The sequence below is a fragment of the Paenibacillus sp. P4_E11 genome (assembly GCF_056401635.1).
This window is the reverse complement of sequence record NZ_JBFUIX010000081.1, coordinates 1-13,771: the sequence shown is the minus strand read 5'-3', so window position 1 is coordinate 13,771 and position 13,771 is coordinate 1. Positions and strand designations below refer to the sequence as shown.

The window sequence follows — 13,771 nt, the reverse complement described above, 5'->3', positions numbered from 1 at the left end:
GTTACGTCCAGATAACAATCTTTGCTCTAGTGGTACCTCTATATATGATTCCTGTTTTGAAAACGACAATACGAGGAGTATACGCGATGAATCAAAACCCAAATATTCAACAGTTCAAAGCCGATTTTTATAAAGCTTTGGCTCATCCGATGAGAATTCGAATACTTGAAGTTTTAAGTGAAGGAGATAAAAACGTAAATGAACTACAAAGTATTTTGGGCTCCGAAGGTTCGGCAGTTTCTCAGCAATTGTCGGTATTACGAAATAAAAATGTAGTTATCGGCATCAAAGAAGGAACATCTGTCATTTATTCATTACGAGATCCGTTGATTAAAGAATTGTTGGCTGTTACGAAGCAAATATTTGATAATCATCTCGTTGATGCCATTTCCCTGCTTGAGGTCATCCGAAATGAGTCATAAATGCTAAAACAAGGGCATCCGTGAGCAAGACCAAGGATCACCCTGTTTTTTTATTTTGTTTTATGCAATTTGGGGGAACATCTTGAATTTTAGCGGTTGACATTGAAAGTTCGCAGGAGTAGCATTTCATATATATTCAAATAATCAAATATATGAAAAAAAGAAGGTAATAGAGATGAAATGGACGGGAAGATTCGATGGATACCATGCAGCCGCATTTCGAAAAGATCTCATTTCAGGCCTAATAGTTGGTATTATCGCCATTCCCTTAGGAATGGCGTTTGCTATTGCCGTTGGAGTCAAGCCCGAATATGGAATTTATACAACCATCGTTGCTGGTATTTTAGTTTCATTTTTTGGAGGCTCAAAATTTCAGATTGGAGGTCCAACAGGCGCATTTATTCCGATCCTCTTCGCCATCGTCTTTCAGTATGGCTACGAGAATTTATTAATTGCTGGATTTCTGGCTGGAATCATTCTAGTTCTAATGGGGGTATTTAAACTTGGTGTGTTGATCAGGTTTATCCCTCGTCCTGTAACCATTGGATTTACCACTGGAATCGCCGTCATTATCTTTAGCGGTCAAATTGCCAGCTTTTTGGGTCTAACCGCTATTGAGAGACATGAAAATTTTCTGCCCAATATGAAGGAAATTGTGATGCATCTGTCAACCACGAATATCTATAATATCCTTACTGCTGGGGTTTGTTTGGCTGTTATCCTCCTTACGCCGAGAGTACTACCAAAGGTACCGGGTTCCTTAGTAGGGCTTATAATATCAAGTGTGGTTGCGGCTGTGTTCTTTAGTGGAGACGTAGCAACGATTGGATCGTCTTATGGAGCCATACCAAGTACATTGCCCCATTTTCATATTCCGGAAATAACTTGGGAGCGCATAAATACATTAATTGGCCCTGCTTTTCTAATTGCCATGTTGGGCAGTATAGAATCCTTGTTATCGGCTGTTGTTGCCGATGGCATGACCGGGAGTCGTCATAACAGCAATCGTGAACTGATTGGTCAAGGCATCGCCAATATGGTGACACCTCTCTTCGGTGGTATTCCGGCTACTGGGGCCATTGCAAGGACAGCAACCAACATCAAAAATGGTGCCTTCTCACCTTTGTCCGGAATTATACATGGTATTGTTGTTTTGTTTGTGCTCATTTTGTTTGCTCCCTATGCGTCAGAGATCCCGCTTGCAAGTATGGCTCCTATCCTGATGCTCGTAGCTTGGAATATGAGTGAACGAAAAGAATTTTTACACATCCTGAAGAGCAAAACGAGCGATTCCGTTGTACTCCTCCTTACATTTTTACTTACCGTATTTTTCAATCTAACTACTGCAGTTGAAATTGGACTTATCTTGGCCGTGATTTTGTTTGTGAAACGAATTAGCGACGGGTTTACGGTAGCGAAAGTACTACCCGATCCAACTGCTAAACATGAAAAAGTGAAGGCACACATGGTGACCGAAGGCCATGATTGTCCTCAGATCAGTATATACACCATTGAGGGCCCCCTCTTTTTCGGTGCGGCGAATAGGTTTGAGAAATCCATCTTGGATACGACTCAGCTAAGGCCTAAAGTGTTACTGCTGCGCATGGGAAAAGTTCCCTTTATGGATACAACTGGCGAGTCTATTCTGGCTAAATTGGTAAAACACTTCGTGAAGTCCGGGGGAATGGTTCTTATATCGGGAATCCAACCACAGCCTTTAGAAATAATCAAGAAAACAGGTTTATATACGCTGATTGGAGCAGAGCATTTCTACGGGCATACGGGTGAGGCGATTAATTTCGCTCTTAACCAACTCGATCTCAATGTATGTCAGGGTTGTAACCATTTCGCTTTCCGTGAATGTACCGCATTATCAAAAGTGGAGTCCCGGTCCTCGACTGCTAGTCTGTAACCTTACTACCAGACACTGTATAGGGTTCCAGCATGAACGAGACATTGATATGAAAATGAAGTTTAATAGTCGATCCGAAGAACGAAATCGTATATGTAACCACGTACGGGGTTTCGATATAGTATAATGTCAATTCTAACGTTATCGCATCGCGCCAAACCGCGTAAGTAACGGCTTGCTGCTCGTGATGTGCTAAATCTTTAATAAAGATATGCTGCACCATTGTTGCTGTCGTGTAATCAAATGTAAGGTTGTGTGTCTGACCTGATTGTGTCATCTGCAACTGTATCTGAGTTACGCTCGTAGTGAATCCAATTGTGCTCAGCTGTTGTGGATTGTTATCCAGCACATAGCTGGTCTGATTAATGTCCGGAATGGAAGCGGGGACAGGTTGCGGCAATGGCAACCGATAGGTCATCTCAGCCAAACGTCGTTGTAATTGTTGTCCCTCTTCTGTCATCTGGTTGGAATGCCCCCCTTGCACGGGGTCTAACACATGCTTGTACACCAAGTCGAGGAAGCGTTGAAGCTGCTTCATTGTTGACATGCTTGATGTGGCTGCGATTACTAATCGGTGTTCCGGCGCGACAAAACACAATTGTCCGAACGCACCATTCCCCATATAACAGCCTCGCCTGCATAGGAACAGTTGATAGCCGTATCCTTGCGCCGAATCGATCTTATCCGGATCGGCTTCCAGCCGATTGTCGCTCTGTTCGGTTGTTGCCTGTCGGATATAAGCTTCCGAGACGATTGTTCGGCCCTTGTATACGCCCTGATCGGCTAACATCTGTCCGAATGCTGCAATCCCCTCGGTCGAGATGCTCAGCCCCATCCCTCCAGCTGTAATCCCCAACGGACACGTTTCCCAAGTAGGACGCGGTATTCCCAATGGTGTGAACAATCGCGGCATTAAGAAATCAACTAGGTTCTCGCCTGTCACTTTCTCGATGATCGCAGCCACCATATATGTAGCATGCGTGCTGTACCGATAGCAGCTTCCAGGCTCTCCCTGAACGTCTTGGGCCAGGAAAGCTTGAACCCAATCGGTTTGACTCGCCACCTTGCCATATATGTTATCGTGATGACCTGTGTTCATCGAGAGTAGATGATGGATGCTCATTTGGGCCAAGTTTGCGGAAACGGACTTCGGCAGCTTGTCTGGGAAAAAAGAAATGACTTTGTCCTGCAAATCGAAGTATCCGTTGTCAGAAGCGATGCCGGCTGCGATTGAGGTGAAGCTCTTACTGAGTGAAAACAACAATTGAGGGATTCCCTCGCGATAGGGCTTACGCCAGAACTGGGCCGCCACAGCCCCGTCCTGAAGCAGCACCATACTGTTGATATTCAACTGTGCTTGCTCGATCTCGTCGAGCAAATGCGCTATTGCTTGTGAGGTCAGTCTCAGCACACTGCCTTACCTCCCTCTCTTGGATGGTCCATTACGACGTGGTTTACCGGCTTCACGCTGGTTGTTGAACCACTCTCCCCCATCCTTCTCGCGATTGCTCCTTGCCCGCTGCTGTTGGCCGCTATTCGGCTGCGCTGCGCGACCGCTCGCTGGTGCTCCGCGACCGCTTTCGCCTCTCGCAGGCGCTGCACTTCTCTGCGCTCCACGTCCGCCCTCACCCCGCGCTGGCGTTGCGCTTCTCTGCACACCACGCCCGCTCTCGCCTCGCGCTGGTGCTGCGCTTCTCTGTGCTCCGCGAATGCTCTCGCTCCATGCTGGCGCTGCTCCTGTCGCTGCTTCGCGACCGCTCTCACCCCGCATTTGCGCCTTGCCTCTCGCTCCGGTTCTCTGCGCTCCGCGACCGTTTTCGCCCCACGCTGGCGCTGTGCCTCTCTGCTCTACTCGCCCACCTTCGGCCCTCGTCGACGCTGCGCCTCTCGCAACGCTTCTCTGCGTTCCGCGCACGCCCTCACCCCGCACCTGCGCCTTGCCTCTCGCTCCGGTTCTCTGCGCTCCGCGGCCACTCTCGCCTCGCGCCGCCCCTCGCGCTTCAGCTGCGTTCCTCATTGCGCTCTTCGCTGCGTCTCTCGATCGCTCGTGTCGCGCCTCGCCGTCGTGCTCACCTCGCCCCTCTGTCCGCCGCCGCTCCAGCTTGCCGCCGATCTCGCGTTCAATATCGTCGAGAAACGCGCTGTCGCGCGGAGCCGCGAAGGTGAATGCCGTTCCTTTCTGACCTGCCCGTGCGGTCCGACCTATTCGATGAATATAACTCTCGGCATCGTGAGGGATATCATAATTGAACACATGCGTAACCCCTTCTACGTCGAGCCCGCGCGCAGCTACATCCGTGGCGACCAGAATTTGCAGCTTCGCATCCCGGAACCGCTTCATCACCTGCTCGCGCTTCGCTTGCGACAAGTCGCCGTGCAGTTCATCCGCATTCACACCATGAGCTTGCAACGCTTCCGTTAGCTTCTTCGCACGGATCTTTGTACGGCAGAATACGACTGCCAGATAAGGCCGATGCTGCTCGATCATCGTTAGCAACGTTTGCTGCTTGTCCCGATCAGACGTCTCGATGACTACCTGACGAATGCCTTCCACCGTAATTCGTTTTCCTTGTACCCGAATGTCTTCAGGACGATTCATGTAACGGGAGGCTAACCGTCTAACGTTATCTGGCATCGTGGCCGAGAACAACATCGTCTGGCGGTCAGACGGCGTATGTGAAAGGATCTCTTCTACCTCTGTCAGGAAGCCCATATGCAACATCTGATCCGCTTCATCCAGCACTAACATGGTCAATCGGTCGAATCTTACCGTCCCTCTTCGCAAATGATCCAACAAACGTCCTGGAGTACCGATCACGATGTTCGGAGCATCCTTCAGCTTATAGATTTGTGCCGTAACATCTTGCCCACCATAAGCGGCCAGAACAGTAGCACCTACAGCATCCTTCAACTTCTTAACCTCACCCGTTATTTGAATCGCGAGTTCACGCGTCGGTGTAACAACAAGAGCCTGAACAAATGGCGCATCTGGATCCATCTTCTGCAGAATGGGCAAGACGAAGGCAAGTGTTTTGCCTGTTCCTGTCTGGGCTTGTACGATCACATCGTGACCTGCCAATACGATCGGGATAGCGCGTTCCTGTACCGGAGTTGGCTGAAACAAGCCTTCTTGTTGCAACTCGTCCACTAGTTCACTGTGTATGCCTAATTCGTTAAATGTACGATTCATTTCATGGCTCCTCTTATGGGATGTAATTTCATCCAATAGTACAGTCTACCCTAAAACTCTGTCCTCGTATAGCTTCTCGCACCGTTATTTGCTTGAAGCGGGCTCGTGAATTGCGAGGATGTTGTGTATCAACGAATTATGACAAGCTCCGGGATAGTTTACACACTCGTTTACTTCGAATCTATCATCGACAAGAAAGTGCTCCACGAACAAAACGTACACACTATACTACACGAAAAGCCAGCAACCAACTATTTGCTTATTCCCGATTACGAAGTACAGTCACCGTTCCGTAAGGAGGCTCAGAATGAAATGGTGATTGTTGGGCCGCAAGAAGCGTTTATGCAATCGGATTAGCCGAATGGAAATCGCTGAAATCCGCGTCTCTCAAGACCCGGATTGTATTCAGTGTGTATTGGATCTTACTACTGATCAGTAATGCGGCTTACATGAAGTTTGACTTCATGCCCGTCCCTCTTCTTGCTATAAACGCGCTGTTTGGCTGGATTGATCATTATATTTCGTTTACTTAAGCCAGTTGGAAGGAGATGCGTATGATCCAATTTACCTCCAATCAACTCGTTCGCTTATGGGACGTCTATCTGATAACGGCCCCGCTTGCTTTTTTGCTTGGCCCTTTGTTCGGTATTGGAGAGTTTCAGGTTGGTTTGCAATCTTCGACAATCCCTTATTGTTCCCCGAGCACATGTTTCTTATAGTAGTTGCCCCAATGAGGACGGGTTCCGTCCTGATCGGTATAATCGTAGTGCTCCGACAACCCCCACGTACTAAGACTTTGACCTGATTTCTCCGCAACATGGGGGTCTGCAGCGAGCGCAGCAACCGCTCTACCGACATAGATTGGCGTCTCCGATGCGATGAAGTGYGGGTCCTTAGCAGCACCTTCCCTCCAATTGCTCTCCGTTACTCCAAAAAGATCGAGCATCGCTTCAGAGCGCAGAAAGCCCGGTGTTAGAGCAAGTGCGGTTACGTTATGCGGGCGAAGATCGGCCGCCATCGCTTGGGCGAGATGAATATTGGAGATCTTGACCAGGCTATAGTACAAATTCCCCCGATAGTTGTAGTCGTCACCGTCTGTAATCTCGATAATAAGCCCCTGCCCACGTTCAACCATAAGCGGCGCTCCGTAATAGCTAGTAATCATGTGGGATTGAACCGCCCGATTCTGCATCAACAGACCGTTGGACAAGGAATGCTCCCAGAATGGTTGTCCCCAATTCGTTAAGGCGTCGCCCCCCCACACATCATTGACGAGAACATCGAGCTGTCCGTTTTGCTCTCGTCGTACTTGATCGAATAAGGCTCGAACGTCGTCTTCCACCGTATGGTCAACCCGCACCGGAATTCCAATTCCCCCCAAACTAGTGACGAGCTCCGCCGTTTCTTCGATCGTTTCTGTGCGGCCTTCTGTGGCAACATTACCTCGTACACTGCGCCCGGTCACATAGACCGTAGCTCCCTCTGCTCCTAACATCGTTGCAATCCCACGCCCAGCACCGCGCGTAGCTCCTGCTACGACTGCGACTTTTCCTGCCAATTTAGCCGTCATACTTACGCCTCCTGAATGAATGGTTGTCGTTCCTGCCTTCCCTATTCAGCATAAGTGGTAAACACGACATCTATTGTCATATTACTATGGTACACTGAACATAATTCAATTCGAATGGAGCGGGAATCGTGCGTGCAGATCGATTGTTATCCTTATTAATGCTTATGGAAGTATATCGCAAGATGACGGCACAGGAGCTGGCTAACCGCTTGGAAGTATCAGAGCGGACCATCCATCGGGATATGGAGGCGCTCAGCGCTTCGGGTGTTCCCGTGTATGCCGAACGCGGTACAGGCGGTGGTTGGTCGCTGCAGGAAGGTTATCATATGAAGTTGAATGGGTTGAGTCAGGCGGAGATCCGAAGTTTGTTCCTGAATAGTCCCTCCCACCTGCTTGCCGATCTGGGCTTGGAGCACTCCTCAGAAGAGGCATACAGGAAACTTTCCGTTGCACTATCGCCCACTATGCGGCACAATGCCGAGTATGCCAGGCAGCGACTCCATGTAGACGGTGCTGGTTGGCATAAGCGTGACGAACAAGTTCCTTATTTGCAAATCGTGCATACTGCTGTATGGGAGCAGCGGAAGCTCATATTCACGTATGAGAAGTTGAGTGATAACAGTCGTCTACATCCGCTGCCCGAACGGGTTGTTCATCCACTCGGCCTCGTCGCCAAAGGTCATGTGTGGTACTTGGTCGCCTTGACAGAAGAGGAGCAAATTCGGTCGTATCGGATTTCACGTGTACAGAGCGCATCCATTACAGACGAGCCGGCCATCCGACCGGAACACTTCGATCTAGCCGCTTATTGGGAGCAATCCAAGCAAGAGCTGAAGCGAAACTTACCTTCTTATAAAGCGGAACTACTTGTGGAATCATCCTGTATCGATAAGCTTCAGCAAGCGACCTATTTACAGGTCGAACGAACCGGTCCAGCCTATGACGATCCAAACGGATGGCTTCCGGTTGTTGTTGATTTCCAGACATTGACCTATGCTTGCGAATTCGTATTAGCTCAAGGCTCATGCATACGAGTCCTTCATCCAGAACAATTGCGGGACGCAGTCATCCAACGAGCTCAAGCTGTGTTAGGGCTATATAGCTAGTGCATTCGACAGCAGGTAGCACAATCCACAGTATGTACAACAAGTTCGTTCGAAACTAGTGATAATTTGACGGTTCTTAGCGATTGCTGCGCTTGCCTGGGAAATGATCCATCGGTTTATTTCCCGATCTCAACATTCTCCACTGTTCCTTAAGTTGCCTGAATAGTTGCATTTCTTTATGTATTCGCGCTTGATCTAGCACTTCATGCAGGATCGGCTGGCATAGGCAATACTCTTCATTCACTTTCACATAGAGGCGGAATTGATGAACTTCGCAGTATACGGCGATGCGCCAAGGTTGGTCTTGCTGTGCTTTCATGAACCACTGTTCCTTGATTGCAGCACGTAGCGTATAGCTTCTCCCCAAGTAGCGAATTCCGTCCGCTAAGACAATCGCTTCCCCCGCTTCCAGATAGGGTTCCATTGTGTATTATTCTCTCCTTCGTTCGACAAGTCGTGTCTGTTGCCATCTTACCAGTTCATACCCGGAGATCAAGTGGGAATAATTGGCGCGATGCCATCATACAATCAGACATGTCCAATGGACAGGGAGATGATCGCATTGCTGATGTTGCAGAAGATAGGGGCTATCGTGTTGGGCAGTGTTCTGCTCGCCATCGGTATCGACTTCTTCCTAGTTCCTTTTCAAGTGCTGGACGGCGGTATCCTCGGAATTGCGTTGATGCTCAGTTATTTAACAGATCTTAAGGTTGGTCTATTGAGCATGCTTTGCAGCATTCCCTTATTTGCTTTATCCTGGTTCCAATACCGCAAGTTATTTTACAACAGTCTTCAGGGACTTCTTATATCGTCTCTAATCATCGACTTGATTCAGCCGTTCCAATACCATTTCATTTACATATTCGAGCTGTCTCCTCCTGTCAGCTCTATTATTGGAGGGCTGTTTATTGGTACAGGTTTCGGAATCATGCTGCGTTATAATTTGAGTACTGGTGGTACCGATCTGCTGGCTCATTTCGTTTCCAGCCGTACCTCTCATATGAATATTGGAGTCATCTTATTCGCACTCGACGCCATCATCATAGGCATAGGCGGGTTCGTATTCTCGGCAGAAACATTTCTGCTGTCTGCGATGAGTATATCGGCTGGTGGAATGGCGACAGCCTTGTGCACTTGGAGACCTGCTCGGCATTATAGATGATTTGAATCGTTATATGTATGAAAACAAATAAAGCGTCACTGCCGGAATAGGGCAGGACGCTTGCTGTCGTAATAAGTTACTTTTGTGCTTTGCCTTTTAGCATGCCTTTGTAAATGCCCGGAATCGAGTTCTCAATCGGAGTAGCGCCAACTGTCTTGTTATAATACTCGACTGGACCAGCGCCGCCGATAATGGCATACCCATAACCCAACTCTCGCAAGCCGTGCATGGAGGCGATGAGCAGACCAGTTCCCACGCCTTTGCCGCGCATGCTTTCGTCGACACCGGTCGGGCCGAAATAATTTTTGGTTGTCGCTTCATAACAAGCGAATCCGACAATCTCGCCCTTCTCAATTGCGATGAAGCAAGACACCGGATGATTGGTAAAGGCGACTTCGGTTTCACTTGCCCAGCCTTCATTGAAATGTTCACGCACCCATTGAACGACTACGTGCTTTTCTGGTGCGATTGGGCGTCGAATGTCGATCCCTGCAGTTGCTAACTTATCCAGTACAGGTGCTGCTTGAGGTAATTCATATAGCTTGACCAACATATCTGGCATGATTGTATTGCCTCCCTTGATGTCTAATTATTTGAAATACGGTACGAGTTGCCGCAGCTCGGTCGGTGTTCCAATCGCTATTAGAGGGATTTGTTCAGGTGCCATCCACCTCAACACCTTCGCTACTTCCTCTTCCGCGACCGTTACACAACCAGCAGAATACGATTCAGGTCCACTCCAGATATGAAAGAAGATCGCACTTCCTTTGCCTGGAACGACAGGACTGTCATTGTACCGAATCACCGCAGCATATGTATAGGGCGGAATAGCCAATTGTTCGAATGACTGCCACCGACTTCGGGGATCACCCGAATAGCATACCCACTGATTATAATCCGGCGATAACGGATCGTCCACCCAATAATCATTTTGCCCCGCCAATCGATATGGCCATGAACTGGGACTTGGTGCTGGGCGTGTGCCGAAACCGGTCCCCATCTGGAATAAGCCGATAGGTGTCTTCATATCGCCTTCCTTTTTCTCTCGTGTCATCCCATTCTTCCCGATCACAGCTAAAGTCTCGTTTACAGGTAGCCACCGGTTCGTCAATGGCTGATATTCTACCATTCTTAACACAGCCTGACGAGAACTATACGTAGGTGCTTCCACAACCAAAAGTTGCCTCACTTGCGCTTGTAGCCCTGGAATAAAAATCACCTCCAATATGATTGACAAAAGCGGAGATTCGTTCCATTATACAAAAAGAAACGTTTACTGGAATGTGACTGTTCCAGGCAATAAGCATTAGAGTACCAAAAGAAGTCATCGTTATCCCTAACATTGCTATCTGGCTGTAGCTACAATTGATGTATCTATGTCACTGCATAGCTAACCCCATTAATGAAAGCGGAGGGAAACACTCATGAATAGAAACAGACAAGCCGACGTAGTCATCATCGGCGGTGGTACCGGCGGCTGTGCAGCCGCACTTGCAGCTGCCAAGCGTGGCAAATCCATCATCATGACCGAGGAAACCGACTGGATCGGTGGCCAATTGACGAGTCAAGCCGTACCTCCAGATGAACACCAATGGATCGAGCAATTCGGCTCAACCCGCAGCTACCGACAGTTCCGCGAGGGTGTTCGCGATTATTACCGCGACCACTTCCCTCTTACCCCTGAAGCTAGAGCGAATGTGAAACTTAATCCGGGTGGCGGCGGCGTGAGCCGGTTGTGTCATGAACCGCGTACGGCACTAGCTGTCATTCAACAAATGCTTGCCCCTTTCATCCATAACGGACAACTGACCATTCTGACCCGACACGTCTTGGTAGATGCTCAATCGGTTGGTGACGAAGTCACGTCTGCTTCTGTGCGCAATCTTAACACGGGCGAAGTTATCGAGCTGACCGCTCCTTACTTCATCGATGCTACCGAGTGTGGCGATGTATTGCCTTTGGCCGGTGTCGAATATGTGACGGGTGCTGAGTCCAAGGCGCAAACCGGCGAGCCGCATGCACTAGACGGCGATGCCAATCCCATGGACATGCAGGGCATCACCTATTGCTTCGCTATGGATTATATCGAAGGTGAAGACCATACCATCGAGAAGCCGGCTCGTTACGACTTCTGGCGTGAATATAAGGCCAGCTTCTGGCCGGACAAGCTGCTTAGCTGGAGCGGTGTACGTCCACATACACTTGAACACGTCAAGTATGAGCTGTTCCCGGGAACGGACCGCTACTCCCTATTCTATTATCGGCAAATTGTAGATAAGAACCATTTCGTGGAAGGCACATTCGATAGCAATGTGACGCTCGTGAACTGGCCGCAGAACGACTACTGGCTCGGCTCCATTATTGATGTGAGCGAGGAAGAACGCCAGAACAATCTGGAAGATGCCCGTCAGCTCAGCTTCTCCCTCTTGTATTGGTTACAGACGGAAGCACCTCGTCCAGATGGCGGGAAAGGTTACCCTGGTCTGCGCTTACGCAAAGATATCGTTGGCACGGAGGATGGACTTGCCCAGTATCCGTACATTCGCGAATCTCGTCGGATCAAGGCTGAATTCACAGTAGTGGAGCAGCACGTAGCGGCCGATTGCCGTCCAGACGGCAAGGCAGAATCGTTCTTCGATTCTGTAGGTATTGGTTGTTATCGCATTGACCTGCACCCTAGTACGGCCGATCGTCACTACATTGACATCTCTTCCGTACCGTTCCAGATTCCACTCGGAAGCTTGATTCCGGTGCGCGTCAACAACCTGCTCCCTGCTTGTAAAAACTTAGGGGTAACTCACATCACGAACGGCTGTTATAGACTCCATCCCGTGGAATGGAACATTGGTGAAGCAGCGGGCTATCTTGCCGCGTACTGCCTGGAGCGTGGCCTCCGTCCGCGCGACGTGCGCAATTCCGCTGACGAATTGAAACAATTTCAACAATTGTTAATCAGTGAAGGAATTGAACTAGCTTGGCCTTCCGTACATGCTGTATAATGGTGCAGACAATTGCAATCCTAATCTTATGTATGAGGTGTAATCGATGAGTAATAAAGTGCGTATTGGCGTTGTAGGCGCTGGATCGATCTCGGAAAGTCATCTTAAATCATATGCGAACAATCCAGAAGTTGAGCTTATTGCGATCTGTGATCTGAACGAAGAACGCGCCAAAGCCAAAGCCGAGAAATACGGCATCCCTAATGTGTATACGGATTACCATACGTTGCTTGCGAATCCCGATGTTGATGCTATTAGCATTTGCACTTGGAACAATTCGCATGCTCCGATCAGCATAGCTGCGCTCAACGCAGGCAAGAATGTACTTTGCGAGAAACCATTGTGCAAAACAGTTGCCGAAGCGTACGAAGTAGAAAAAGCGGTTAAAGCAAGCGGCAAAGTGCTGCAAGTTGGCTTTGTTCGTCGCTATGCGTCCAACACTCGTATTGTGAAGCAGTTTCTGGACAACGGTGATCTCGGCGAAATCTACTATGCCAAGGCCAACTGTATCCGTAAGCTCGGTAATCCAGGCGGCTGGTTCTCCGACGTGGAACGTTCCGGCGGCGGACCGCTAATCGACGTTGGTGTACACGTGATCGATATATGCTGGTACTTGATGGGTCGGCCAAAGGTGAAATCCATTAGCGGTAACACATACAACAAACTCGGCAACCGTTCGAACGTGCAAAATTTGAACTACTACAAGGCAGCCGATTATAACGCAGAGTTGAATACGGTTGAAGATATGGCGAACGCCTTGATTCGCTTCGAGAATGGCGCTTCCATCCTTGTTGACGTTAGCTTCACCTTGCATGCCAAGAAAGACGAGCTGTCGGTGAAACTGTATGGTGATAAGGGCGGAGCCGAGTTGGAGCCGGAACTCGTACTCGTAACTGAGAAGTACGATACGATTCTGAACAGCACACCTCAAATCAATAACTTAAGCTTCGACTTCGTGGCTGGTTTCCAAGATGAAGTGAATCACTTCATTGACGTATGTCAAGGTCGTAAGGAAACGCTTAGCCCTGTTGAAGATGGTGTTGAGATGATGAAGATATTGTGCGGTATTTATGAATCTGCCGCGCTTGGCAAAGAAATTCAGTTTTAATATTCTAGCAACAGATGGATATGATCATCAAAACCCCGTCCGGTTTCCGGACGGGGTTTGATGATTGATGTATAAGGATGACCAATTGGTCTACTTAAGCGATGGAGCAGCTTGCCCCGTACTCTTCCCTGCCTTACGACTCCGCGATCGATCGCCGATCATCGTCAAGATCGCTGGAAGCAGGACGCCTCTCACGAGGAATGTATCCAGCAAGATGCCTAGCGCCATCGAGAAGCCGAATAAGAATAATTCTTGCAACGGTTGAGTGATGAGTACACAGAACGTAGCGGCCAGTATAATAC

General features: G+C 48.9%; 13 protein-coding genes. 6 read left to right on the top strand and 7 right to left on the bottom strand.

Translation table 11 applies throughout. From position 1 onward, the window contains the following. The first annotated feature begins 86 nt into the window (after positions 1–86). Both AC1DWB_RS24485 and AC1DWB_RS24480 read left to right on the top strand, forming a co-directional pair. Positions 87–422, top strand: a complete 336-nt coding sequence (locus AC1DWB_RS24485; protein ID WP_477543712.1) for an ArsR/SmtB family transcription factor — start codon at positions 87–89, stop codon at positions 420–422. 175 nt (positions 423–597) lie between these two features. Further along, a complete protein-coding gene (locus tag AC1DWB_RS24480; protein ID WP_477543711.1) occupies positions 598–2,334 on the top strand; it encodes a SulP family inorganic anion transporter in 1,737 nt (578 codons plus the stop codon). Here the strand turns inward: AC1DWB_RS24480 and AC1DWB_RS24475 are convergent. The 3 genes from AC1DWB_RS24475 to AC1DWB_RS24465 all read right to left on the bottom strand — a co-directional run bounded on the left by AC1DWB_RS24475 (position 2,324) and on the right by AC1DWB_RS24465 (position 7,094). Then, positions 2,324–3,745, bottom strand: a complete 1,422-nt coding sequence (locus AC1DWB_RS24475) for a serine hydrolase domain-containing protein (RefSeq protein WP_477543710.1) — start codon at positions 3,743–3,745, stop codon at positions 2,324–2,326. The genes AC1DWB_RS24480 and AC1DWB_RS24475 overlap by 11 nt on opposite strands. Positions 3,746–3,751: 6 nt before the next feature. Then, entirely contained in the window at positions 3,752–5,524 is a 1,773-nt protein-coding gene (locus AC1DWB_RS24470) for a DEAD/DEAH box helicase (RefSeq protein ID WP_477543709.1), read from the bottom strand. Positions 5,525–6,212: 688 nt separating this feature from the next. Then, on the bottom strand, positions 6,213–7,094 hold the full coding sequence (locus AC1DWB_RS24465; RefSeq protein ID WP_477543708.1) for an SDR family oxidoreductase: 882 nt from the start codon (positions 7,092–7,094) through the stop codon (positions 6,213–6,215). Between the two features lie 128 nt (positions 7,095–7,222). Between AC1DWB_RS24465 and AC1DWB_RS24460 the strand changes: the two genes are divergently transcribed. After that, positions 7,223–8,200 (top strand): helix-turn-helix transcriptional regulator, encoded by a 978-nt coding sequence (locus AC1DWB_RS24460; RefSeq protein ID WP_477543707.1) that lies wholly within the window; start codon positions 7,223–7,225, stop codon positions 8,198–8,200. Between the two features lie 76 nt (positions 8,201–8,276). Here the strand turns inward: AC1DWB_RS24460 and AC1DWB_RS24455 are convergent, their stop codons facing one another. Then, a complete protein-coding gene (locus AC1DWB_RS24455; RefSeq protein ID WP_477543706.1) occupies positions 8,277–8,624 on the bottom strand; it encodes a hypothetical protein in 348 nt (115 codons plus the stop codon). A gap of 144 nt (positions 8,625–8,768) precedes the next feature. On the opposite strand from AC1DWB_RS24455, the gene AC1DWB_RS24450 reads away from it, so the two are divergent. Then, a complete protein-coding gene (locus AC1DWB_RS24450) occupies positions 8,769–9,362 on the top strand; it encodes a YitT family protein (protein ID WP_477543729.1) in 594 nt (197 codons plus the stop codon). Between the two features lie 76 nt (positions 9,363–9,438). Here AC1DWB_RS24450 and AC1DWB_RS24445 read toward each other — a convergent pair whose 3' ends face one another. Continuing rightward, positions 9,439–9,924 carry a GNAT family N-acetyltransferase gene (locus AC1DWB_RS24445; RefSeq protein WP_477543705.1) on the bottom strand — a complete coding sequence of 162 codons (486 nt, stop codon included), beginning with the start codon at positions 9,922–9,924 and terminating at the stop codon, positions 9,439–9,441. 27 nt (positions 9,925–9,951) lie between these two features. Further along, positions 9,952–10,491, bottom strand: a complete 540-nt coding sequence (locus AC1DWB_RS24440; RefSeq protein WP_477543704.1) for a L,D-transpeptidase family protein — start codon at positions 10,489–10,491, stop codon at positions 9,952–9,954. 295 nt (positions 10,492–10,786) lie between these two features. On the opposite strand from AC1DWB_RS24440, the gene AC1DWB_RS24435 reads away from it, so the two are divergent. Together AC1DWB_RS24435 and AC1DWB_RS24430 are read left to right on the top strand one after the other, a co-directional pair. Next, positions 10,787–12,361, top strand: coding sequence for an FAD-dependent oxidoreductase (locus tag AC1DWB_RS24435; protein ID WP_477543703.1), 1,575 nt, complete (start codon positions 10,787–10,789; stop codon positions 12,359–12,361). A gap of 46 nt (positions 12,362–12,407) precedes the next feature. Continuing rightward, entirely contained in the window at positions 12,408–13,469 is a 1,062-nt protein-coding gene (locus AC1DWB_RS24430; RefSeq protein ID WP_477543702.1) for a Gfo/Idh/MocA family protein, read from the top strand. Positions 13,470–13,559: 90 nt separating this feature from the next. Here the strand turns inward: AC1DWB_RS24430 and AC1DWB_RS24425 are convergent. After that, the coding region (locus AC1DWB_RS24425) for an MMPL family transporter (protein WP_477543701.1) at positions 13,560–13,771 on the bottom strand (212 nt) is incomplete at its 5' end.

Bases quoted from the DNA above. Each gene is read 5' to 3' on its own strand.
- AC1DWB_RS24455 (WP_477543706.1), bottom strand. From the start codon at position 8,624: ATGGAACCCTATCTGGAAGCGGGGGAAGCGATTGTCTTAGCGGACGGA.
- AC1DWB_RS24430 (WP_477543702.1), top strand. From the start codon at position 12,408: ATGAGTAATAAAGTGCGTATTGGCGTTGTAGGCGCTGGATCGATCTCG.
- AC1DWB_RS24470 (WP_477543709.1), bottom strand. From the start codon at position 5,524: ATGAATCGTACATTTAACGAATTAGGCATACACAGTGAACTAGTGGAC.
- AC1DWB_RS24445 (WP_477543705.1), bottom strand. From the start codon at position 9,924: ATGCCAGATATGTTGGTCAAGCTATATGAATTACCTCAAGCAGCACCT.
- AC1DWB_RS24480 (WP_477543711.1), top strand. From the start codon at position 598: ATGAAATGGACGGGAAGATTCGATGGATACCATGCAGCCGCATTTCGA.
- AC1DWB_RS24435 (WP_477543703.1), top strand. From the start codon at position 10,787: ATGAATAGAAACAGACAAGCCGACGTAGTCATCATCGGCGGTGGTACC.
- AC1DWB_RS24450 (WP_477543729.1), top strand. From the start codon at position 8,769: ATGTTGCAGAAGATAGGGGCTATCGTGTTGGGCAGTGTTCTGCTCGCC.
- AC1DWB_RS24440 (WP_477543704.1), bottom strand. From the start codon at position 10,491: ATGGTAGAATATCAGCCATTGACGAACCGGTGGCTACCTGTAAACGAG.
- AC1DWB_RS24485 (WP_477543712.1), top strand. From the start codon at position 87: ATGAATCAAAACCCAAATATTCAACAGTTCAAAGCCGATTTTTATAAA.